This is a genomic window from Cyclobacterium sp. 10D3-21, assembly GCF_055809755.1.
Genome location: NZ_CM147924.1, coordinates 835,689 through 861,343, shown reverse-complemented (window position 1 = coordinate 861,343; position 25,655 = coordinate 835,689). Strand labels below are relative to the sequence as shown.

Here is a 25,655-nt window from a genome sequence, read left to right as displayed (position 1 = left end):
TCAGACCCTTCAGGTCTGTTTTTTTTGTTAAAAAGAATGAAATTAGCGAGCAAGCCATTTCTGTAAGCTCTTCATTGTGAAGCCTTTTGGGATGTATTGAGCGAGATAAGGGTGTGGCAAACTTGCCTTTTATCCGCAGAAAAATCAAGCCAGCAGAAAACTTCCCCCCACAAGGCCCAACGTTGCCTTGTTCTCTGGCATCCCACCGCGCTTCCTTCTATAATGATCATTAAGTGCTACCAGAAATTGGAATCAAATAACTTAAATGACTGCAATAGTTTGGCAAAAGTTGTTTTTATTGTTGAATTGCTAAACTACCGGCGGCTGAGCGGAGTCGAAGCCATAGGTTAACGTGATCATAATGCCTGACTTTATGAGAATAGGTATCCTATTGAAAAATATCTCATTCTCGTAAAAATCCCCCTATATCCCCCTTGTCAAGGGGGAGTAGCAGAAACGTGAATTGACTGCTGAATTGGTAGAATTTTAATGGCTGAGGAAATGCAAAACAAGGTACGAACTCTTCAGTCCTGAAAACTCAAAATCCCCCTTCTAAGGGGGCGTAGAGCCTGTCCCGACATAATCGGGAGGGATTTTTAACGTAAATCTTCTAAAAAATCAGCTAGTGATAGTAGTTATGCTATCTCGCATTTAACCTTGTTTGACAGCTTTAGGCCTTCTGTTCCACATGGCCATAAACTGGAAATGGGCCATCCTTCTAGCGGACTCTTTGGCTTTATCAGCCAATTCTCCTTCATACAACTCATCTATTGTTTCAAACCATAACTGCAGCCAGATTCCAAAATGTTTTTGCTCTACGGTATGATTTAGATTCTTGTCTACATTGATATGTTTAAGCGTAGGGTTGCCCTTGAACTTAATCACTCCAAAAAGATTGGTTTCCCAGAAATCAGTAAGCTTCTCCAGGTGTTCTGGCCACCTTTCCTCCTCAATGTGTCCATTGAAAATGGGACCCAAAACTTCGTCTTTTCTGATTTTTGCATAGAATGCGTTTACCAGAACATTGATGTCTTTGCGGTTTTCAATTGGTTTCATCAGGCTTTATTTATTTGATTCCTTTACTACATTTTCTACACGTTCTACCTGATCCGATTTTGAAAGGCTCAAGCGAACCACACTGTCTTTTATAGCGGTCAGGTCATGTGGAATATTCCCTCCAAGTGCCACAATACTTCCACTTTTAAAATTGTGTACTTCTCCTTCAGCCCCAAAGTCAATCTCTCCCTCCAAGACCTGAACAACAATCGGGAACTTGGTCTTATGCTCTTTCATTACCTGGCCTTCCTTCAATAGAATGCGTATTTCTTTGGAGAATGGAGATTCCAAAATGACTTTGGTACTTATCTTTTCTCCAAATTGTAAATCTTCATTGAACGATGTAACTTCCATATTTCCTGTATTTTAAATTCAAACTCAACTTATTTATCAAGACCTTATTAAGGTACCCAAACTCATTTAAATAATAAAGGATATTTTTATCTTTTATTATTGTATAGGTATTACAATTTCAATTTAAAATGCGTTCAATTTTTTCCGTTTATTTTTTGCCGCGGTTATATGGCTGGTATTCAATTGAAATGCGCTGACTCAATTTATATTCAGAAATGCACCCGAAAATCTTAATGATTACGAACTCTCCCTTAAAAAAGGGGGACTCAGGGGGATTTTTGACGTAACCACTTTACCTACTCCTTCCGATCAGGAACCGGTTATATGGCTGATTTTATAGAAACAGGTGTTCGATTGAAAAACAATAACATTTCCGTAATAATCTCCCCGCCCCCTTGTCAAGGGGGAGTTGCGGAAACGTGAATTGACTGCTGAATAAATGTAAATTTGGGGTAGTACTAACAAGCAATAAATTTTAAAACTGTAAACTTTTTTCAGGACGAGTCAATATACGCACTCGTCAGTACTGAAAGCTCGAAATCCCCCTTAAAAAGGGGGACAAAGGGGGATTTTTAACGTATCCATTATACCTACTCCTTCCGCTCAGGATCCGGTTACTGAGCTGACCTTATGAAAATAGGTATTCTATTGAAACAGGCAATCCGATTTAAAGCCTCCAAACAAAAAAACCGGCTGTTCGGCCGGTCTTTTTTATTCGCATGTATATTGAACTTTATATTTTCTCGAAAATATTTCTGAAACTACAAGCTGTTGCAATCCTGCTGTTTAATTCAGTAATTGGTACACGCTCCTGTTCGGTGGTGTCTCTGTGACGTATCGTTACCGTATCATCTTCCAGGGTCTGGTGATCTACTGCAATACAAAATGGCGTTCCAATTAAATCCTGTCTTGTATAACGTTTCCCTATCGATCCGGCTTCTTCGTAGATAATATTGAAATCATATTTCAACTCATCAAATATTGTTTTGGCTTTATCAGGCAAGCCATCTTTCTTTGTCAATGGCAGAATTGCTGCTTTAACTGGAGACAAGGCCGGATGTAAAGCCAAGTAGGACCTTGACTTGTCTCCCACTTCTTCAGTTTTGAAGGCATTACAAAGGGTCATCAGAAACAACCTATCCGCACCAATAGAAGTTTCGACTACATAAGGAATGTAATTCTGATTGATCTCCGGATCAAAATACTGTTGCTTCTTTTTGCTGAACTCCTGATGCGCTTTAAGATCAAAATCTGTTCGAGAATGAATCCCCTCCACTTCTTTGAATCCAAAAGGGAACTGGTATTCTATATCCAAAGCAGCATTGGCATAATGTGCCAGCTTCTCATGGTCGTGTCTTCTTAGTTTTTCTTCAGGAATGCCCAAAGCTTTGTGCCAACTCATACGCGTATCAGCCCAGTGCTTGTACCATTCTAGTTCAGTACCAGGCCTAACAAAGAATTGCATTTCCATTTGTTCAAACTCCCGCATTCTGAAAATAAATTGTCTCGCAACAATCTCATTTCTAAAGGCCTTACCTATCTGTGCAATACCAAAAGGAACTTTCATTCTAGCCGTTTTCTGCACATTCAGAAAGTTCACAAATATACCTTGAGCCGTTTCTGGTCTAAGGTAAATGGTGCTTGAATCTTCTGATACGGAACCCACTTGGGTTGAAAACATAAGGTTGAATTGCCTTATTTCGGTCCAGTTAGTGGTTCCACTTACAGGGCAGGTAATGTTCTCTTCAATTAAAAATTCGCGAAGCGCTGTAAAATCTTCTTTTTCCAACAAACTCCCCATGGTAGCCAAAAGACTATTGGCTTTCTCCTGGTTGCCCTCGTTTTCATAACCGGCAGCTTTTTCTTCGATCAGTACATCCGCCCTATAGCGCTTTTTACTGTCTTTATTGTCCACCATTGGATCATTGAAACTATCCACATGGCCGGAAGCTTTCCAAGTAGTCGGATGCATAAATATTGCCGCGTCCAATCCAACGATATTTCCATTTAGACGGGTCATGGATTCCCACCATAACCTTTTAAGGTTGTTCTTTAACTCTACCCCATAAGGTCCGTAATCATACACAGCCTGAAGCCCATCATAAATTTCAGATGAAGGGTAAACAAACCCATACTCTTTGGCATGGGCAATGATATCTTTTAGCAAGCCGCTTTCCTGCTTTTGTCCTGATTTTGCCATAGGCGCAAAATTAAGCAAAAACCTATACTCTACAAGGTTTTTCAGTTACTGGTATTGCTTTGCATGAGGAAAGCTGCAATATCTGCGATATCTTGTGTCTTAAGTTGCATTTCAGAAGGGCCCGGCATCAGACTAATGGGAAGTTGTTTTCTGGTGAGTACCAGTTCTGCTGGCAAAACATGCCGTTGCCCTTGAAAATCAAGAACGGTGACCACAGGCCCTGAAGATTGTAATAGACCTAGAAGTATAGCTCCATTCTTTAGCGCAATCAAATAAGCCTCCGAACCAAAGCCTATGGCTGCATCAGGTTGGGCAATGGCGTTGACCAATGTTGGGTAATCCATTTTTTGCCCGATTTGACTCAGGTCAGGACCTATTTCATTGCCCGAGGACTCGATTTTATGACAGGCAGCACAATTTTGTATGGCTTTCACTTTGCCTGCTACAGGGTCTTTGTCAAGGGACAAGACTTCTCCTTCATCAATTGCTGCGTCCTCTCCAAAATAATGCTTCAATACCTTAAGTACTGAGGGCCTTTTTTCATCTTTAGTTACGGCTGAAAAATCCAATGTTAGGTTTTTGAAAAAGCCTTCTGCGGCCATCAAAGCCAAATGGAGTCTACCCGAAGGGTTTTCCGCCAATTGATTAAAAGCAAGCTTCTTTTGTTCATTGTTGGTTAAACTGTCTTTTAGTTGCGCTTTTAATGCAAGTAAATTGGGCTGAGCATCAGGTAAAACAATTGGAGCCTCCCAATCTTGCAGAAAAGCGCTCCACTCATTGTATTTCCTGAATTGAAGCCACCATTGGGCTTTTTCTGCAAGTATCCCCTCCGATTCAGCGGCTTTCTTTACAGCTTCCACAGCTTCTTTTTCAAAGATAAAAGCCAAGCTTTCCAAAGCCAGGTCTCTTTCATCTGTGGTAAGTGTCTCATTTTCCAATCTGGCCTTTAAAGCAGGAATGGCTGCTTTGGGATGCCACTCCCATATTAAAGAGGCAATTTTAGGAGACCATTTTGCCGGATCTATTGCAGCGATATTGTCCCGGTAATAGGTTTCAGCATTGTCTTTCATTCCTATGCCCAATGCATTTCTGTACCAAGGATCAGTCGCATCGTATGCTTTGATTAATTCTTTATAGATTTCGGAAGTTTTGTTCCAATCTTCCTTCCTAAGCAATAAGGACAGTTCCCTTCTAATCAATGGTGTTCCATCCTTAGAAAGCTTCAAAGCTTCATCAAGCAAGCGCTCTGGGGCATTGGCTGACAAAGCCCTAGCTGTGGTCAAAACGATTTCCTGATTTGCGTCTTTTAGCAATGGCAAAATTGTCTTGATCCCTTCTGCTCCCATGCCTGCCAGCGTCCAGATCGCTCTGGCCCTAAAAAAGGGATTGTCCTCATTTTTAACCATACTTTCTAGCTCAGGCAAAACCGCAGCCCCTTGTTCTTTTAACTTTTGCATGGCAAAAGCACGTACATGAACCGCTGGATTTTTTAGCGCAGCCAATTGACCTTCTGTAGTAGAATAATCTATCTTTGGAAGTGTTATTTTTTTATCTTTTGGAACAATGCGGTAAATCTTTCCTTCTCCCACTTTGTCCCTCATTTGATGACCTCCCACGATCGGATCATACCAATCTGCAATGAACAACGAACCGTCAGTCCCTATCGTTACATCACTTGGTCTGAACCATTTTCGGGGATTTTCCTCCACCTGATGCCAGATATAACCGGTATTGTCCTGGTCTACAGAGGAAACAAAGGCTTGTCTATTTTGAAGGGGATAACCAGCACCTATTACCTCAGGATTATAACCAAATACGATATTCCTTCCAGCATCTGCACTTAATAAAAGCCCTCTGAATTGCTCTCCAAGTTCGTCTCCCTCAATACGAACCATTCCAGTAGGTGAACCTGCCCCATACACATCCCCTACAGGCAAAACGCCGGGATCATGTTGGTGCCAGTGGGCTTCGGCTATGGTTTGCCCGGGCCTTCTGTCTGCCTGCCATGTTCGATCTCCTTTTGCACTAAAATAACCGGCATCACTGCCCTCCATCAACCAGGTGGTCCTGCAAGAGGCAGTTTGATCATCGTTGTCACTTTGCCACAAATTGCCATAAGAATCTACGGCCACTTCAAAAGCATTTCTGAAATTATGCGACACTACCTCCATTCCAGTTCCATCAGGATTGATTCTGATCACCAAACCACCATTGTATATTTCTCCATCATCACTGATTTGTGAAGGAACATTCTCGGTACTGTAAGGGGTAAATTCATTGTAAACGCTGCCTGAGCGAAGCGTCCATCCATCTTTTCCAGCCACTTTATGTGGCCCTGCGTTTCCTGTAATAAAGTACCACTTTCCATCCGGCCCAAGCTGTCCTGCATGTAGCCCATGGTCATGGTCTTTTCCTCCAAATCCTGTTAAAAAAATCTCTTTGCTATCAGGAATATCATCGCCATCTTCGTCTGTATAGATGATAATATTTGGAGAACAAGAGACCACTACCTGATTGCCCAGCACGGCAATACCCAAAGGGCTTCTCAGCAAGGTATCCTGAACAAAAACCTTTGAAGCATCTGCTTTGCCATCTCCATTGGTATCCTCAAGGATCATTACGCGGTCACCTTTATCCTGCACCTTGTGCCCATTAGCATTCCGGAAATCTCTGTAGTTAACTCCTTCCGTGACCCATATCCTTCCTTTGGCATCCACATCCATATTGGTCGGATTAAAGAATAGGGGGCTTTCGGCCCATACACTTACCTCTAAGCCTTCCGGAACAAATAACAATGGTTGGGCTTCCTGTTGGTTGCCGGTATTGCAAGAAAAAATTCCCAGGAATAAAAGACTACAACAGATCGGCCACTTTACCATTTTTTAGGATTTCATGAGTTGTGATACAAAATTTAAATTTTTTCTATAAGCTGGCAAGACTTCCATGCCCTTTGGAATGGCTCCCTCCATAATGCACCAACCTTTGTAGCCAATTTTATCCAGGCTTACTTTTACTTTTTCAAAATTCACCTTTCCTTGCCCAAGCAACTGACCATTTTCTTTAAAGTGAATTTCACAGATATTTTCAGCTCCTAAGAGGGCTATTTCTTTAAAAATATCATAGCCCATTTCGGTGGCATTGGCCAGGTCATAATAGACCTTTACATGGGTAGAACCTACTGCGGCTAAAATCTCGAGGTGTTCCTCTGCAGACAACCAGGATTCAATACCTAAAACCACATTGGCTTTTTCCGCCTTGGGGGCTACTTTCTTTAATCTACGGATTACTTCTTTTTTTCCTTCAGGATCATTTCTTAGGTCTCCAGCTGAAAAAAATGCCAAAAGAATATTTTTGCACCCCAATGCCTTGGCTACATCAATGCTGTCCGAAACCCAAATCTCGGTCTCTGGTGCAGATTTATAGGGCACCCGGTTGAGCTCACCTATGGCCAGACCGGCAATTTTTACTTTGTTTTTTTTAGCTGCCTGGAGGTAGGTTTGTTGCATACCCTTTTGCCTGAGATGCATGTTATTGGCCACATTCCCCAAACTTACCTGAACTCCATCAAGTCCTATTTCCCTGGCCAATTCAAATGCCCCAGGGTCTGAAGCTTTGCCAATGGACCAGTCACATGCGCCAATTCCAACTTTAGACTTGAGAATACGCTCATCTATGGCCCAAAGAGGGGCCATGGCGACCATACTACTTAGCGTAAGAATTGTTTTTCGTCGGCTAATCCTTTTCATCTTATTCTTTTATACTGGCCATTTTATACACTTTTCCATCCGCTTTGGTAAAGAGGTACATTTCTCCACTGGCATCTTTTCCAAATCTAAGGTCTACCCTTCTACTTCCAGCCAATTTTGCAAGAGGAATAGACACCCCTTCATATTCAACTGTCCATTCATAAATAGGTGCCTGTTTTCCAATTTCAAGATCCGCTATCTTTACATAAAATAATCGCCCTCTTGTAATGTCTCCAAAAAGATATTTACCATTCAAGCCTGGTACTTCTGTTCCAGTATATTCATATCCACCTGAAATGGCATTTCCTTCATCGTGGTCATACATGGCTACCGGATAAGAAAACCCAAAGGATTTTTCATTTTCAGGCAAAGGGAAAACCATATTGGAATCGTCTTCTGGTTTTAATTCGAAGGTTCCTTCTCTTACCGGCCAACCGTAATCATCACCTGGCCGAAGCATATAAATGGATTCAATTTGTCCCTGACCAATATTGGAAACGAGAATTTCCCCAGTTTTAGACCAGGTAATTCTATGTGGATTTCTGAAACCATGTGCATAGATCTCAGGCATCCAACCTTTGTCATTACCTACAAATGGATTGTCTTCAGGGATTCCATATTTTCCATTGCCACTGTTATTACCTGTGGGATCAATGCGGTAAACCGCACCCCAGGGCTGAGTGGCTCCATAAGAAATCCAGGCATGACCTCTTCCTTCAGATCCTCCATCACCTATTCCTATATAGAGTAAGCCATAATCTTTGTCTCCTTTTTTTGCAAGTGGATTGAAAGTAATTTCCTGCATGCCGTGGATAGCTGATGCCATGTCTATCCTAAACAGTTCTCTGTGTACAGAAGTACTGAGGGGTACTTCTAATGGATTATTTGTTGTCCACTCTGTAACCACCCACTGCATATCACTTTTAATACTGTCACCGAAGGCAAAATCAGCTGGTGCTGTATGGGGTTTTTCTGTATGGGTAGTATAAAACAAACCATTTTCACCAAAATCGGGATGAAAAGCAAAACTACCGAAACCAGTGGCCAGTCCAGGTTGATTTATAAAGTCAGGCATTTCCTTAGCCATATCGAGATATAAACTGGTTTTCGCCCCTTCCATAAGGTATAAATTACCACGTAAATCCAACATGTACAAGTCCTTGGTTACCGGATGGTAGTCCATTTTAGCTATACGGGTAACGGGTTTCTTTTCTGCAGAAGCAGGAATTGTACTGATCAATTCCAGGTTGACAACCAAATCAGACATGGGGATTTTTTCAGGAATAGGGTTCCAAATGGAATCCAATACTGCTTTTAAATTCTCTGCCGGTGCTTCATGCTGGTGCATATAGGCAATGATATTGTCTAATTCTTTTTCCTCCAAATGACTGAAAGAAGGCATATAAGTCTTGTACCTATCGAAAACTTTCTTGGCTCTTTCATCCCCCTTATCAATCATTTCCGTGGGGTTTTGAATAAAAGAACGCAACCATTCGAGGGATTGTTCTTTGGTAATACCACCTAGCTGTGGTCCAATACCGTTTTTATTAAAGGCGTGACAACTGCTACAATTTGTTTGGAACAAATTTTCTCCAGCATCCAGGTTGGTTTGATCCATGGGAATCAATTCTTCCAAAGGTTTATCTTTAGAACTACATGACCAACAAAAAGCTGTGAAAAACAGGAGAAACAAGAGGTTATTAAATGGGTTCATGGCGAAATGATACTGTCAAAATGGGATTTAATCAATTAAAATACGGACCCAATCTACTTCATTATCGCTATATAAAAAAAACCTTATTTATCAAAGGCTAGAAAATCACCTTTAATCGTTGAATTGTATTGAAATAAATTCCGATAAAGGTTACAGTCACTACTCTGACTGTTATAACAGAATAACATAATTTTATCGATTATAGGCAAATGAAACTTAGAGAAACAAAAAAGGGGCTTGTTTTACAACAGCCCCTTTTTTGTTATAGACTAATTATTACCAGCCTTTGTTTTGATCAATCCCCGAAGAACTTACCACACGAGTAGGTATAGGCCAAACGCCCATGGTGTTCGGGTCGAAGTTTCTTGCCGGCCATATTTCACCAATGGTGTAAGAAGAATTTGGATTGGCCCTATCCGAGTGAAGGCGACCGTGAAGAGGTTGGCTATACTTTGCCTCAGCATCTCCCCATCTCACCAAGTCAAAGTGCCTGTTGGCAAATTCACCTGCCAATTCTACCCTACGCTCATGTTTTAAATCATCCATAGTCGCATTGGTCTTTGGAGCTAAACCGGCCCTTTCCCTAACGCGGTTCAATGGCTCATCACCATTCTGTCCTTGCATAATCAAAGCCTCAGCCTTCAGCAATAAAAGCTCAGAATACCTTAATAAAGGAACATTCAGAATGGTAGTTGGATCATTTCCATTGGAATTGATATAAGTACCAACAGGGTTTTCAAATTGGTATTCATACAGGTATTTATTGAATTGCAATCCTGAAAGAGAGTTTTCCGATTGGTATTTTCTATCCTCACCAAAGAATTTGAAATCATCACCAAATTTTAATATGGTAACCTCTCTTCTATAATCTCCCTCTTCATATTCTTCATACAATTCATTTGTAGGCATGTAATAACCCCAACCATTGTATTTTCCCCAACCTTTATTTTCAAGAGAAACACCAGGAAGTTTACTTCCACCATTCACACCAGACACTACGGTCCAGATATATTCAGGTCCCCAGTTGTTCAGGTGACTGTGTAACATTCGGAAATCTTCGGCTGGAGTATTGGTCGTGTAAATGTCTCTATTGGAACCTGAATTGGTAACTGCATCCACATAGGTCACCACCTCCGAATACCTTGAAGGGTCGTATTCCGCCCAGTATAAATTGGTTTTGGCAATATAGGCTAGTGCAGCATCCTTGTGCGCACGACCCATGTTTTCAGGACTATAGGTAGTAAACAGAGGCAATAAATCTGCTGCCTTCTTAAGGTCTTCCACAATTTGCGCATAGTTTTCTTCTACGCTGGCAGGTCGGGAATAACTTCCAGGCTCATCAAACATATTCTCTTCTGTAACTATAGGCAAACCTCCACTTACCTCATCTCCATAGGTGTGAGCTAGCCAGAAATAATGGAAGCCGCGCATAAAATAGGCTTCTCCCAAAATTCGGTTCTTCAAACTCGAATCAATATCCATGTCAGGAACATTGAGAATAATATCATTTGCCCGACGGATGATTTTATAACTCTGTGGATACATCCAGTAAGCATAACCTTCATCACCAGTCATGTTAAAGTTTTTGATATTATCCGCTGTCGAATTGATTCTACCCGTCACCATATCATCTGAAGCATTGATATACCAGAAAAAACCTCTGGAAAACATGTCTTCATCTTTCATGTAAAAGTAAAGGCTATTGGCAGCGGTTATCGCATCTTGTTCGTTCTGGAAGAAGTTTTCGTAGGAAGTACTTCCGAGTGGCTCAAGATTAGTAAACTCATCTGAGCAGCCTGTCATCACCCCTAAACAAAGGGCAATCATTGTCGATATCTTATATAATGTATTTTTCATTTTTTTCACAGTTAGGTATTAAAGCGTAAGAGAAAGTCCTGCTGTAAAAGTTTTAGGCAGAGGATAACGACCCACATCCATTCCTTTACCACCAACTTCCGGATCCATACCAGAATATTTGGTGATTGTAAATAAATTTTCAGTAGAAATATAAACCCTAAGACTGCTATTTTCCCCTACATTTTTCAGAATTTCCTGAGGGAAGGTATAACCTATTGTAAGGTTTTTCATTCTCATATAAGACGCCTCTTCTAAATACCAGCTTGATGCTGTTCCAAAGTTTCTGTTGTCATCTTTGGTAGAAATTCTCGGAATATCAGTATCTGTATTTTCAGTAGTCCAGGCATCCAAAATCCTATTGTCTAAATTATAACCAGACTGAGAAGCGTTCAGAGCAGTGTATTTATAGCCGTTAAAAACTTTTACACCTGCCACTCCCTGCAAAATCATGCTTAAATCAAACCCTTTGTAATCGACGCTTAAATTAAATCCATAGGTAAAGTCAGGAAGGTAACTTTCCATAAATACTTTGTCCTCATCAGTTATTTTACCATCATTGTTTACATCGGTAAATTTAAAATCACCCGGCTTGGCATTGGGCTGTATCAGCGTCCCATCTTTAACATGCGCATCAATCTCACCTTGGGATTGGAAAATTCCTTCATAAGGCACCAAGAAAGTAGAATACAAAGATTGACCTACTTCAGATCTATATGGGTAAAGCGTACTTCTGACTTCATCAGTGTGTGCTATGAAATTAATATTGCTCTTATTGTATCCATCAAGATTCATTAATTCATTGTTGATAATACTAAAATTACCTCTAGCGCCAATATTGAACTCACCGGCCTGGGTAAAGTAGCCCGCAGAAAACTCAAGGCCTGAATTTTTCACCTCTCCACCATTCACATCTGCAGCAGTAGTTCCCTGATGCAAATCTTCCAAGCCTGGTAAAATCATGCCTTTGGTCGTTTTCACAAAGTAATCCAAGGTCAGGTCAATCTTGTTGTCGAAAAACCCTGCATCCAAACCAATATTTGTAGATTCCGAAATTTCCCATTTCAGGTCCGGATTGGATTGCCTGTTGGCATAAACCGCTCTGTAATCAAGGGAAGCATCTTGTCCAAGAATAACCGTTTGCGTACCTAAAGGCACATCAAAAGAATAATAGCCTACAGAGTTAATGTTTCCAATCTGACCCCAGGAAGCCCTTAATTTCAATATATTAACAGCATCGTTATTGAAGAAATCTTCTCCTGAAATTTTCCATGCGCCTGAAACTGCAGGGAAAACACTTGATTGATTCTGGATTGCCAGACGAGAAGTTTCGTCACGTCTTACACTACCTGCTATAAAGTATTTGTCATCGTAATTGTACATCACCCTACCGATAGCAGAAGTCAATGCATCCTCATAAACACCAGTAGTTGGGGTCATGAATTCTTCAGCATTGCTCATGTATTGATTAAAAGGTTCCTCACTACTGAATCCTCTACCTTCTTGAAAATAGGATTCACTTTTGGTAAACTGAGAAGAATAAACTGCAGTTACATTCAGGTCATGTAAGCCAAACCTTCTTTGAAAAGAAACCTGGTTGTCCCATATCCACCTTTGGGTATTTGAACTGCCCTGATAAAGATAATTTTGCAGATTAGTTCTTCCTAGTTCTGGAATCCTAGGGCTAAACTGCTTGTTATTGGACATATTGATATTGTAGCTAAAGGTACTTCTGAAAGACAGCCCAGGGATAATCTCATAATTTAAATACGTATTGGAATTTAAATTAGTGGTCGGGTTATTGGTAGTAGGCCTCAAAAGAAGTCCCATTGGGTTGTAAACATCACCATAAGTACCTGCAAATTGAGAAAGGTCATAAGGTACTACACCATGGAAAATGCCATTTTCATCGTAAACTGGGGCTGCGGAAGGCATGTACAATGCACTAATAATACTACCAGAATAGGAACTACTGGAATTGGTACCTACCGAAGTCGATCTGGTAAAATAAATATTTTCACCTATGGTCACCTTGTCTGACAAGTGAAAATCGGTTTTCAGTCTAAATGCATAGCGCTCAAATCCAGTCCCCTGCAAGAGCCCTTCTTTGTTCAAGTAGCCAAAAGAACCCATATAATTGGCAGATTCACTGGCGCCACTGACATTCACATTGGCACTGTAAACTGCCGCTGTTCTAAAAATTTCTTCCATCCAATTGGTTCGGGTAGTTTGTCCCCATGGATTTTGACTACCATCATGGGCTGCCTGACGGGCCGCACCCGCATTGTCTGCAGCCAAATTGTACACATCGGCTTGTTGCTTTGCGTTTAGGGGAGTAGGTAAATTACTTGCCTGCTGCGTACCAGAATACACATCAAAAGTAACTACAGGTTTTCCAAATGCTCCTTCTTTGGTTTTGATCACGATTACACCAGAAGCAGCCTGAGCACCATAAATGGCAGCAGCAGAAGCATCTTTCAGGATGGAAACCGATTCAATATCATTTGGATTAATCGGAGGCCCATAATAAGGCATTCCATCCACAACGGTTAAGGGTCTTTCATCAGAAAGAGAACCTATACCACGAATAACGACCAAACCTTCTTGTGAAGGATCGCCACCTTGCTGCAAAACGGTTACACCCGCCACACTACCTTGCAAGAAATCATTTAGATTTGTGACAGGCCTACTGTTGATCTTGTCAAGACCTGCTACAGAGGATACTGATGAAGTTAGGTTTTCTCTCCTGGAAGTACCGTAACCAATCATCACTACTTCGTCCATGTTAAAGACAGATTCCTCCAGGTATACATTAAGTTCAGTGTTACCATTATAAGGTAGGGTTTGGGACTGCATTCCTATAAAAGAAACAGTGACAGTTCCCGAATTTTCGCTTAAACTAAGCGAAAATTTACCGTCAATATCGGTAATGGTTCCTTGATTGCTATTGCCTGCTGGGACAATGGATGCACCTGGTACGGGCTCCTGATTAGGGTTGCTATAAACCGTTCCTTTAACAACGGTCTGGGCTTGAGCACTAAAAAAGGCCAGGCACCATAGCACGGTAAATAAATAATAGATTTTTTTCATATGGGTTAATTTTACTGATTAATTAAGAAATGCAATATTAATTTAAAAGTTTAGAGAGAGGAGGGTTTTCAAATTATTTAAGTGTTAATTAATAAGCGATTTTTAATGCCATAGCAGCTATTTTATTGCTATATCTCTCTTAATTTGGTCTTTAACAGTATTAAACAAAACTTGCAAAATACCTACTAAATAAAAAGTAAAATCACTTTAAAACATGCCATAACAGTCCATCTCGAATGCTATTTCACAAACCTAATTCAAGCACAAAAGCATGCTTATAAAAGTACGAAAATAGCTTTTAGTTCACAAAACCTCAAACGCACTTAGTCCAAAAATTTTCTCCTTAAATTTTTATAGCGTTACTTTTAAATTATTGCATTATTCCTCATGGTCAAATTCCATTTCCACCAAAAGCTTTGATTGCAATTCTTTCATTTAAAGAGATTAGTGTATTAATCCTCACAAAATTCTTTGGACATTCATGTAAAAAAACAACCTTCCTTCGAGGCGATTTTTTATATTTGCCCCTATTTAATTTACCAAAATTGCCCCCATGAAATACATCAGCCTATTAGTACTGTTTTTTTTAGCCTCTCAACCGATTTTTTCCCAATCCTCCAGTTTTGGCGAAATACAAGGAAAAGTAGTAGACAAAGAGGGCAATGGTCCACTTGGATTTGCTACGATTAGCGTTTTTTCTACTGAATCTGGAGAAAACAAACTTATTAATGGTGGAATCACCTCAGAAGATGGCCTTTTTTCTATTGACCTTCCACAAGGTAAATTCAATGTTTTGGTGGAATTCATGGGCTATAAGGGCTTGGAGATAAATGAGGTTGACATCACTAGAGAAAAGCGCAAGCTTGACCTTGGAGCAATTGGTTTATCTGCGGACACAGAAAATTTAGATGAAGTGGTTGTTCAAGGAGAAAAAACATTAATGGAATTGTCTCTGGACAAACGAATATTCAATATTGGAAAAGATCTGTCCAATGCAGGGCGTTCAGCAAATGATGTTTTAATGAATCTACCCTCCATCTCGGTGGATCCGGAAGGGGGAGTTAGTTTACGAGGTTCAAGCAATGTGCGCATACTGGTGGATGGTAAACCCTCAGGTTTGGTTAGCTTTAAAGGCAGTAGTGGACTTCAGCAATTACCTGCCAGTATGATTGAAACTGTAGAGGTAATCACCAACCCCTCTGCCCGCTATGAAGCAGAAGGAATGGCAGGAGTCATCAATATCATCTTGAAAAAAGAGAACAACCAAGGTTTCAACGCCTCTTTTGAAGGAACAGTAGGGAATCCAGATAACTTTGGCTTGGCTGCAAATCTTAATTACCGGAAAAAAAATATCAACTGGTTTATCAACTACGGTGTAGCTTACAGCAGTCCCCCAAGAGAAGGAACCATTAGCCAGACAGTGGATAACGGAGACACTACTTTTTATTCGCATCAAACAACTTCTGGTACAGTCAGTGGACTTAATAATAATATTCGTGCGGGCTTAGATTACTTCTTCAACGAAAACAGCATTTTGACAGGCTCCTACCTTTGGAGACGCAGTGATTCAAGGAGACTTACTGATATTAGGTACAACGACTATGAAGTTGAAGGTGGTCCTTTACAAAGCTACACGCTCCGAACCCAGGATGAAGATGAGAAAGAGCCTAACTCAGAATTTAACCTGACTTACAAGCGAAGTTTTGAGCAAAGCGGTCATGAGTTAACGGGAGCCATAACCTACCTTGACTATTGGGAAAATTCTGATCAGGTCTATACGCAAAATGGTTTTACCCCTGAAGGAACTGCCATTCCAGAAACTTCTTTTTATCAAACAGCGATAAACGATGAATTTGACAGACAGTGGCTATTCCAGTTGGATTATACAAAACCAATTGGTAAGGAAGGAACCTTTGAAACCGGATTCAGGAGTAGCTTTAGAAACATGAAAAATGATTTCATAGTAAGTCAAAGGCAAGAATCAGGTGAATTTGAAGCCTTACCAGGATTGGACGACATTTTTCTTTATGATGAGAACATCCAAGCTGCTTATGCCATTTTGGGCAACAAACATGACAAATTCTCTTATCAAGGTGGATTGAGGGCTGAATATACAGACGTAACTACTACATTGGTGACATCAAATGAAATCAATCCCAGAGATTATGCCAATCTCTTTCCATCAGCTCACTTTACCTATAACCTAAGTCAAGACGATGCTTTTCAGGTGAGTTACAGCAGAAGGATCAGAAGACCTGTTTACAATGATCTAAGTCCATTTATGACTCTTTCTGATGCCAGGAACTTTTTTAGTGGAAATCCTGACCTTAATCCCGAATATACGGATGCCTTCGAACTTGGCCATATAAAATACATGGAAAAAGGCTCTATATTTTCTACGATTTACTACAGGGATACAAAAGATAAAATTGAAAGAATAAGAAGCGTAGATGAGGAAGGAAATTCAACGACTATTCCTGAAAACTTAATAGGTGAAAAGTCCATGGGCTTTGAATTCACTACTGATTATATCCCCGTAGAATGGTGGAAATTAGATGCCAATTTTAATTTATTCTATGCCAAAATTGACGGGAGCAATATTATGGACACGTATACTGCAGATACCTATTCCTGGTTCACCAGGCTTACCTCCAGGTTCACACTTGCAAATGGATTAGACATACAAATTCGAGGGAATTATGAAGGGAGAAGGAAGGTTGCTCAAGGAACACGAAAAGCAATCTCCTTTATGGACATATCGGCCAGTAAGGACATTATGAAAGGGAGAGGAACCTTGATATTAAACGTTATAGACGTATTTAATTCCAGAAGAAACCGTTATCTGTTCGAAGGCCCGGGATTTACGACAGTAGGTGATGTGTTTCCACGAAAAAGGCAAATCAACCTAACCTTAAACTACAGAATCAAGCAATCAAAAGCCCAAACTAAATCCGACCTCATGGGCGGAGAATAAAAACCTTCTACCTCAAGGCATTGTACGATGCATTGCCCTGAGGTATGAAGTAAATCCACATAAATATTGTGAATTTACTTGACAAAGATTGTAGTGGTTCCAGTATTTATTTGGCCATTCGTTTCACTTCCTGATGACGAAAACACTGGACCAAATGGTCATTGACTATGCCAGTAGCTTGTAAATGAGCATAAACGGTAGTACTTCCTAAAAATTTAAACCCATACCTTTTCAATTCTTTGGCAACCTTATTGGATAGCTCAGTCGTTGACGGGACTTCATCCATACTATTCCATGCATTTTGCAATGGTTTTCCATCGACAAAATCCAGCATAAAACCTGTGAAGGTTCCATATTTCTCCTGAACCTCCATAAACTTTCTGGCATTGTTTACTGCTGCTTCAATTTTCAACCGATTCCGAACAATGCTGGGGTCCTTGATCAGTTTATTTATTTCATCCGCAGTAAAACCAGCCACCTTTTGGTAATCAAAATCTTTGAAGGCCTTTGCATACCCCTTCCTTTTCTTAAGAATGGTCGACCAACTTAGGCCTGCCTGGGCACTTTCCAAAACCAGAAACTCAAAATGCGTCCTGTCACTATATACAGGTACGCCCCATTCTTCATCATGGTACCTAATATATTCCTCAAATCCAAGGCACCATGGACAACGAAATTTTTGTGTCTGATCATGCTTATAATCGCTCATAATATCTCAAGATTTATGGTAAGCTAAAATACAATACTACCTTAATTTTCACGATTATTTGATGGATATAGCGGTGCAATTGTAAACCTATTTTTCAATGCCAGAGAAATAAATTAAAGGGTATAATCAACTTTATATCCGTTTATAAACTGGTTTTGGTTCTTTTTACAGATTACTTTTAAATGTCCTTTATCACTTCTTTTTTTGGCAATTCGATGCTCCACATACCTCTTAAATCACCTATTTTATAATTTATAGCTTTATCCTCTGGATACAAGCTCTGTATTTTTTCTAAAGTTGGTCCTTTGATGTCCGTTCCAGGCTCTCCATGACAATTAAGACAAAGGCCGTTCGGAATGGTAATCGCTTTAGTATATAATAAAACCTGTCCGTCTTCCATTTTCTGAATGTTGGGGTGGTTGTCCAGGTTATTGTCTTTGTTATACGCATAAGCATCAAGTAATTCCTTTTCCTTTTCATTGGGACTGTTTTTGGGATTACGATTTTTAACAGAGACCCTCCTAATGGTTACATTGTATTTATCTGCCACATTTTTTGTAATCTCCAACGCTTCTACATTACAAAAACCAACAGCATTTTCAGGTCCATTTTCTTGAATGGCTTTTTGCAAAACGCCCATAAGTGCCTTTTGGGCTTCTATGCTAATTTCATTTCCCCACTCCATAGCGTGTTCTGTAATTTCAGCTTCTCCCAATTTTTTTACTTCATTGGCTTTATTCACCTCATCTACGAGATCACGGTTGATTTTTTTACCATCATTACAACTGCTTATCCCTATGATCAAGAGCAGGACTAACGAAAACATGTATTTAACCTTCATAATTAAATCAATTTGATTTTACTATTAAATATAAGGACTATTCATTAAAAAAAATTACTGTCGTCCGAGAACAAAAATAGGTTAAATAAATTAATCTATAAATAGTACAAAATTAAAGATGGGAAGCTCTTTGGAGCTATCCCATCTTTTTTATATTGTTGTTTCGACCAAAAAATAACAATATGAAGCAAGATAAGAATAATTTTCTGTCGGGACACCCTATTATAGCCCAGCTTTTATCTATGATTCCAAAAGATATTTTTAACCAAGTTGTGGAACAGGAAAATAGTGATCGGTATTATAAGAAACTGAAATCTATAGATCACTTTATCTGCATGTTCTATGCCGTTTTGACTAGAAACAGTAGCCTCAGGGAAGTTTGTAAGAATATTTCCTTGATAGCTCAAAAGCTGATTCCATTTGGAATCAAGCAGTTGCCGGCAAAGAGCACACTTTCTGACGCTAACCGTAAACGGGACAATAAGGTTTTTGCAGTACTCTATTCAAGACTCTTCGCTCATTATAAAAAGAAACTTCAGGGTAATTGGTTGGATATTGGCGGAGAAGTAGATCCCAGTTGCGTGGAAGTTTTTGATTCCACAACAATTACGCTTTTTAAGGAGATACTCAAGGGAGCTGGTCGAAACCCTTTAAAGGGGAAGAAGAAAGGAGGAGCTAAAGTATTTGCCAAGATGAACCTAGCAGAAGGAGTTCCCAATTATATTTGCATCCGTTCGGCAGCCACTAATGAAAACATGTTTTTAAAAGTTATGGAACTTCCAGAACATGGAATAGCGGTATTCGACAAAGGTTATAACCGCTATTCATGTTTTGAAAAGTGGAGTAGCTCTAACAGGTATTTTGTAACTCGAAAAAAAGATAATGCCCGATATGGAGTGATTCGGGACTTTGACTGTTCCCATAGCAAAGATGTTATTTCAGACCAACTTATCTCCCTGAATTACAGAGAGAAGGGTGTTTCTCGGACAGTTGAGGCTAGATTGGTAAGTTACATTGACCCAGAAAGCGGTGAAAAACTGGAGTTTATCACTAACCTGATGGGACACAATGCCCTGACTATAGCTTTGCTTTACAAAAACAGATGGATCATAGAAGTTCTTTTTAAGCAGATTAAGCAAAATTTTGAGCTTAAATATTTTTTGTCGGACAGCGAGAACGGGATCAAAATCCAGATATGGGTGGCATTGATACTGAATTTACTCTTTACAGTACTCCATAAGAGAATAAAGGAGGCGGAGGATTTTTCCACAATGGTGATGGTGGCGGCAAAAAATTTATGCTCTTATGTCAGTCTAGAAAAGTTTTTGGTCTATTCCGAGGCTTATTTTAAAAGTATATTTCAAAAAAATCTAAATAATACCCAAACCCAATTAATGTTCTCAGGGTAGGGGTACTTTTTTAAAATCATAAATAAAGTCTTTTTAAATTCAGTATGACCACTTTATTTTAAATTTGATAATTTAGTCGGACGACAGTAAAAAAAATTGATAAAATAAAAAAACACAGAACCTCTTTGAATATTTATTTTATCGAATTTAGCGGATACAAAAAGTCTTTTTTGGATAGACTTACGCATAAAATAAATCTGTGTCGGGTATTCATCAACAATAATGCTTAATTTTGCCCTCCAAATACAATTACCATGCTGGACAAACTGGAAGCGATTAAAGATAGATTTGAGGAGGTTGCACAACTTATCATTCAACCGGATGTCATGAGTGATATGGGCAACTACACCAAACTGTCTAAGGAATATAAGGACCTTGAGAAGGTGGTTACTGCCTATGACAGCTATCGCTTGACCCTTGATAATATTGATAGCACCAAGGCAATATTGGAGAAAGAAAAGGATCCTGAATTCCGGGAAATGGCCAAGATGGAATGGGAGGAATTGAAAAATAAAAAGGATGAGATGGAGGAAGATCTCCGCAAAATGCTTATCCCGAAAGATCCCAATGACTCCAAAGATTGTATTCTTGAAATCAGAAGTGGTACAGGTGGAGATGAGGCAGCTATTTTTGCTGGAGACCTTTTCCGGATGTACCAAAGGTTTTGTGAAAAACAAAATTGGAACCTTACAGTACTTGATTTGACTTTTGGAACCTCTGGTGGCTATAAGGAAATTATAAGTTCAGTTTCAGGAGCAGATGTATATGGCATGCTCAAATATGAATCAGGCGTACATCGTGTCCAACGGGTTCCCGCTACAGAAACCCAGGGAAGAGTACATACCTCGGCTGCAACTGTTGCCGTTTTGCCAGAAATGGAAGATGTGGATGTAGAAATTGACATGAACGAAGTAAGAAAAGATACTTACTGTTCTTCTGGACCAGGTGGTCAATCAGTAAACACGACCTATTCGGCCGTAAGGTTAACCCATGAACCCTCAGGAATAGTGGTTACCTGTCAGGATCAAAAGTCACAAATCAAGAACTTTGAAAAAGCACTCAAAGTATTGAGGTCTAGAATATATGAAATAGAGTTGGCCAAACACAATGCGGTGGTAGGTGCGCAACGAAAATCCATGATAGGAAGTGGGGACCGATCAGATAAAATCCGCACCTATAATTACCCACAAAGTAGGGTTACCGACCATAGAATTAATAAAACCGTATATAATCTTCCAGAAGTTATGGAGGGTAGCATAGAAGACTTTATTGGCGCCCTTCGCTTTGCAGAAAATGCAGAAAAAATGAAAGGTGGAGGAATGGAAGATTAAAGCACCAATATTTTTCTTTTATATTCTGTCGTTTTACTCCTAAGAATAAGCACATGCAGTCCCTTTGGTAAACCATTGATAAAATAAACGAATTGCCCCACTGTGGTTGGCACTTCTTTTATTTTCTTGCCCATAGCATTATAGACTGCGATATAATCCAAACCAGCGATTCCTGTTACGGAAACATGAACATCTCCACCAAATGAAGGACTTGGAAAAACTTCAATATTGGCATCAACGGCTTCTTCCTCTACTGAGGTAATCAGGTTTACATTTACAGAAAGTACTTGGCTAGAACCTTGATTACATGCATTGATAGGTGTAACTTCTACCACATGGTCACCTGGGGTGGTCCAGTTAATCCGTACAGTTGAGGAACCTTGTCCACTAATAATTTCACCCCCTCCGTCAATTGCCCATTGGTAATTGACATCCTGCACACCAGTAATTTCATAATCTACTTCTTGAAAACCAACCTTTACTGCCCCTTGGATAGCTGAAGGTTGATCTGGTATGGTAATTACACGAATAGCCTTCTCTGTAGTAGGTCCTTGCCCACATGGATTTCTGGTGGATACAGAGATACTTTGCTCATTTAAATTGGTCCATTCAAGTGTTATTTTAGCGGTGCCTTGCCCTTCTCTAACCACCCCACCGGTAGCCTCCCAAAAGTATTCCGTTCCCGGAATCGAATCAACCATATATTCTTCGAGGGTATTCACACATACTACACCTTCACCTTGAATAGCGTTGGTTTGTTTTGGCTCTTCTGAGACAATAACTTCCAATGCGGTAGTTTCACCATTTCCACATTTATTTTTGCCACGTACCATCACAGCATTCCTCCCAGGATCATCCCATCTAACCACTACTCTAGCACTCCCTTGGCCTTGAATTATACTTCCTCCATCTACTCGCCACTCATATGTTTCGTCATCCAAGCCCAAGTCCTGTATGGAATAAATCTGCTGGCTGATGCAAATATTGTCTTCCCCAAAAATAGTTGGAATCTCATCGGGAACCTGACAAGTATATTGATAAAAAATACCATTTTCCCCAACGGCATACCCTACATTCAAGTCACCAAAGCTCAGTCCCGTAAAGTTTTGATAGGTACCTGTTTCCAACTTTTCCCAATTGTCTCCAGCATCAAAAGTTCGAATAATCAATCCATTTTCTCCAGTAATAAACCCTACGGATTCGTCGAGAAAATAGATATCTGACAATGGTGTATTAAAACCCGTTGTTAGAGGTTCCCAATTGGCACCTTTATCCGTAGTTTTAAACAAGTCTCCTGAAGAGCTAACGACAATTGCTATATTCTCATCTAAAACTGAAATAGCTTTTAGATCGACAGTACTTCCAATATTTACCCTTTGCCAACTTAGTCCACCATTGGAGGTAATCAGAACCAGCCCCTTTTCACCGATGATAACGCCATCATTTTCGTTAAAGAAAAAAATATCTTTCAAATTAAACTCAGAAGCACCAGAAGAAATAACATCCCAATTGACTCCCTGATTTTGTGTCATTGTAATTAACCCTTGATCTCCTACAGCAAACCCTTTATTAAAATCAAAGAAATAAAAGCCGTATACATTTTTGTTGGTGCCTGGGTTAAGCGTCGTCCAATTTACCCCCGAGTTTGTAGTAGAAATGATGTTACCGTTATTTCCCGAAACATAACCAGCATTGTTAGACAAAAAAAACAGAGAATTAAAAGGTAAAGATATTGGTCTAGACCTATCACTAAAGCTCGACCCTCCATTGGTAGTTGATAAAATCAAACCATTATCTCCAACAAGGTAACCTCGCAAATCTGTTGTAAATGCTACATCTCTAAAATCACTAGCCGTACCAGAAAGTCTTATAGACCAAGTTGACCCTGTATTATTGGAACTGATCAAAACCCCACTGGGTGCCACTGCTAAAACATTATTGGTTTCAGGCCTTATCGAAAGTCGTTCTACATTTTCCCCCGTTCGTGAATTAGACTCTTTAAATGTCAGCCCAGCATTAGTAGTACGCAGAATAGTCCCACCATCACCACTAATCACTCCAATAAGTGGGAAATCCGGATTAAAAAGTACATCAGTCAAATCCGTATCGATACCGCTATTAATAAACTGCCAATTCAGGGCTCCATCTTCTGTTTTGATAATTGCTCCCTGGTCTCCAACCGCATAGCCTGTAGTATCATTTATAAAATATACTGCATTCAACGCAACATCAAACCCCGACTCATGCAATTCCCATGATTCTCCTGCATTGAAAGTTTTTAGTATTTCGGAGGCTGAGCTTACGGCGTAACCAAGTTCTTGGTCGACAAAAAATACTTTTCGGATCGAAGCTTCTGTAGGCACATCAATAACACTCCATGATCCTCCTCCGTTAACTGACCGTAAAATAAGTCCATCATCTCCACTAATAATCATTCGGTTCTCATCGATATGAAGAACCCTATTCATCGTTAAATTGTCTGGATAGGTAGGGGAAGTCCAACTTTCCCCACCATTGGTGGATCTAAAAATTTGTCCCTCTTCATTAAGCAACACCCCATTTTGATCATCAAAAAAAGAAATATCCAATACATCCATTCGCATTGGAAGTTCCATTTCTACCCAGCTAAGCCCTCCGTCTATAGACTTTAGTAAAATATTTTCACCGCCTATAAAGCCAACATTGGTGTTTACCCACTTTATTGATTTATAATCATTTCCCCAGTCTCCAACTCTTCTCCAACTTTGTCCAAATCCAATCTGGAAAAGCATTAGGCAAAAAAAACATAAAAGTAAACCCCGCTTCATATAAATGCCTAAGTTTAAATAAATTATCCTTACAAAAATAATATATAATTCAGGATTTAACAGAAAAAAGAAATATAATACTCCCTTGCCATCTGAAAGGCTTTTTTCATACTACCAAATTGATAAAAGAGGGCATAAAAAAAAGGGTGAAATCACCCTTTTTAATAAATCTATAATTTCTGCTTTATTTGTTACCTGTCTTTGCCTCCTACTGCAATCATGGCACATCTGAAACCTATGTGGTTCGAAGCCGAATCCTGGTGCATAAATCTTCTTGTACCTGGAGCCAACCAATAAGCCACATCTCTCCAGGACCCACCTTTATAAACCCGATAATTATCGTCAATTAAAGTAGTTTTATAGGTGCCTTCTTCATCATTAGTACCATCTTTTCTAATTGGATTAAGGTCATCGAAATCCTGAAAAGAAAGGGGTCTATAAACATCCTGTACCCATTCATTCATGTTTCCAGCCATATTGTAAAGTCCAAAATCATTTGGGGGGAAATCATAAACATTGGTAGGGATAATTTCTCCATCATTGGATACGCTACCTGACAAACCTGCATAATCCCCACGACCCCTTTTAAAATTGGCCAGAAAATCACCTTGTCGTGATTTTCTTTTAATGTTATAAGGGTTCCGAGGGCCTCTTCCATCCCAAGGATAGATCCTGCCATTTTCTTGATTCTCATCCATGTACTGGGTTCCAATCATTCCCTTTGCCGCAAATTCCCACTCTGCTTCGTTAGGCAACCTATAATTAGGAAAAACAACTCCTCGTTCTATAAGCTGATCTAATGAAAGTGAATCGGATTGTGCATCTCCATCCTTTTTCTTCTTACCTCCAAAATTTCTCTCGCGCGCTAACTCGTTTACGTATTGGGTTCTCCACTCGCTATAAGCATTGGCCTGCGTCCAGCTAACTCCTGCCACCGGGTAAAAATTAAAGCCAGGGTACCTGAAGTAGTAAGTGGAATAAACATCATTGTAAGACATGGCATTGGCCCAAACTTTTTCATTTGGTTCAAGTTTTTCAAGTGAATCAGTACTAATATTGCTTGCGATATTAAAAAGGAATTCTTTGTAATCCACATTGGTAACCTCTGTTTCATCCATGTAAAAAGAGGCTATTGTAACAGTTCGCTCCACATTGTCACGGAAACCCATGACATCTTGTTCCTGGGAACCCAATACCGCTCTACCCCCTTGGATAAAAACAAGTCTTGGACCTATCACTTCTCTAGGAAGTCTAAAGACCTGAAAGGCTGGATCTTCCTCTTCTGGATCTTGCTCATCAAATCTAAATTCTGCTCCTGTTGAAGCACTTGTGCCTCCAGGATTGCTGGCAGTTCTTCTGGAGGTTTGATTTCCACAAGAAGACACCAATAGCCCCAGTAATGCTACTGCGGCAAAAAAACTAAATTGAAAATTTTTATTCTCAAATTTCATGCGACAAGTTTTATGTTTTGTCTTAATAAAACGCTAATATATGACCAATAATATATTATACCAATAATCTTTCCACTCCAAAACGCAAGACAAAAATCATTTTTATCTAAATCTTGTGA

The 25,655-nt window shown here is 39.7% G+C and carries 15 protein-coding genes; 3 read left to right on the top strand and 12 right to left on the bottom strand.

What is annotated here, in order from left to right:
- Positions 1–651 precede the first annotated feature (651 nt).
- The 8 genes from AC0L7T_RS03660 to AC0L7T_RS03625 all read right to left on the bottom strand — a co-directional run bounded on the left by AC0L7T_RS03660 (position 652) and on the right by AC0L7T_RS03625 (position 14,014).
- Positions 652–1,056 (bottom strand): group III truncated hemoglobin, encoded by a 405-nt coding sequence (locus AC0L7T_RS03660; RefSeq protein WP_473341112.1) that lies wholly within the window; start codon positions 1,054–1,056, stop codon positions 652–654.
- Positions 1,057–1,062: 6 nt separating this feature from the next.
- Entirely contained in the window at positions 1,063–1,410 is a 348-nt protein-coding gene (locus tag AC0L7T_RS03655; RefSeq protein ID WP_473341111.1) for a cupin domain-containing protein, read from the bottom strand.
- Positions 1,411–2,143: 733 nt separating this feature from the next.
- Positions 2,144–3,610 (bottom strand): glycine--tRNA ligase, encoded by a 1,467-nt coding sequence (locus AC0L7T_RS03650; RefSeq protein ID WP_473341110.1) that lies wholly within the window; start codon positions 3,608–3,610, stop codon positions 2,144–2,146.
- 41 nt (positions 3,611–3,651) lie between these two features.
- A complete protein-coding gene (locus tag AC0L7T_RS03645; protein WP_473341109.1) occupies positions 3,652–6,489 on the bottom strand; it encodes a PVC-type heme-binding CxxCH protein in 2,838 nt (945 codons plus the stop codon).
- Between the two features lie 3 nt (positions 6,490–6,492).
- Entirely contained in the window at positions 6,493–7,356 is an 864-nt protein-coding gene (locus AC0L7T_RS03640; RefSeq protein WP_473341108.1) for a sugar phosphate isomerase/epimerase family protein, read from the bottom strand.
- 1 nt (position 7,357) lies between these two features.
- Entirely contained in the window at positions 7,358–8,992 is a 1,635-nt protein-coding gene (locus tag AC0L7T_RS03635; protein WP_473341107.1) for a PQQ-dependent sugar dehydrogenase, read from the bottom strand.
- Positions 8,993–9,346: 354 nt separating this feature from the next.
- Positions 9,347–10,927, bottom strand: a complete 1,581-nt coding sequence (locus AC0L7T_RS03630; protein WP_473341106.1) for a RagB/SusD family nutrient uptake outer membrane protein — start codon at positions 10,925–10,927, stop codon at positions 9,347–9,349.
- An 18-nt stretch (positions 10,928–10,945) separates the two neighbouring features.
- Positions 10,946–14,014, bottom strand: a complete 3,069-nt coding sequence (locus AC0L7T_RS03625; protein WP_473341105.1) for a SusC/RagA family TonB-linked outer membrane protein — start codon at positions 14,012–14,014, stop codon at positions 10,946–10,948.
- Positions 14,015–14,567: 553 nt separating this feature from the next.
- On the opposite strand from AC0L7T_RS03625, the gene AC0L7T_RS03620 reads away from it, so the two are divergent.
- Entirely contained in the window at positions 14,568–16,988 is a 2,421-nt protein-coding gene (locus tag AC0L7T_RS03620; RefSeq protein WP_473341104.1) for a TonB-dependent receptor, read from the top strand.
- Between the two features lie 106 nt (positions 16,989–17,094).
- Here the strand turns inward: AC0L7T_RS03620 and AC0L7T_RS03615 are convergent, their stop codons facing one another.
- Both AC0L7T_RS03615 and AC0L7T_RS03610 read right to left on the bottom strand, forming a co-directional pair.
- A complete protein-coding gene (locus AC0L7T_RS03615; RefSeq protein WP_473341103.1) occupies positions 17,095–17,697 on the bottom strand; it encodes a DNA-3-methyladenine glycosylase I in 603 nt (200 codons plus the stop codon).
- Between the two features lie 178 nt (positions 17,698–17,875).
- Complete coding sequence (locus AC0L7T_RS03610) at positions 17,876–18,538, bottom strand: Tll0287-like domain-containing protein (protein ID WP_473341102.1); 663 nt, start codon at positions 18,536–18,538, stop codon at positions 17,876–17,878.
- Positions 18,539–18,720: 182 nt separating this feature from the next.
- Here AC0L7T_RS03610 and AC0L7T_RS03605 point away from each other — a divergent pair, with 182 nt between their 5' ends.
- On the top strand, positions 18,721–19,947 hold the full coding sequence (locus AC0L7T_RS03605; RefSeq protein ID WP_473341101.1) for an IS4 family transposase: 1,227 nt from the start codon (positions 18,721–18,723) through the stop codon (positions 19,945–19,947).
- Positions 19,948–20,201: 254 nt separating this feature from the next.
- On the top strand, positions 20,202–21,278 hold the full coding sequence (prfA, locus tag AC0L7T_RS03600) for a peptide chain release factor 1 (RefSeq protein ID WP_473341100.1): 1,077 nt from the start codon (positions 20,202–20,204) through the stop codon (positions 21,276–21,278).
- Here prfA and AC0L7T_RS03595 read toward each other — a convergent pair.
- Entirely contained in the window at positions 21,275–24,049 is a 2,775-nt protein-coding gene (locus AC0L7T_RS03595) for a YCF48-related protein (RefSeq protein ID WP_473341099.1), read from the bottom strand. The two genes, prfA and AC0L7T_RS03595, sit on opposite strands and share 4 nt — an antisense overlap.
- A gap of 227 nt (positions 24,050–24,276) precedes the next feature.
- Entirely contained in the window at positions 24,277–25,536 is a 1,260-nt protein-coding gene (gene gldJ, locus AC0L7T_RS03590; RefSeq protein ID WP_473341098.1) for a gliding motility lipoprotein GldJ, read from the bottom strand.
- Positions 25,537–25,655 lie beyond the last annotated feature (119 nt).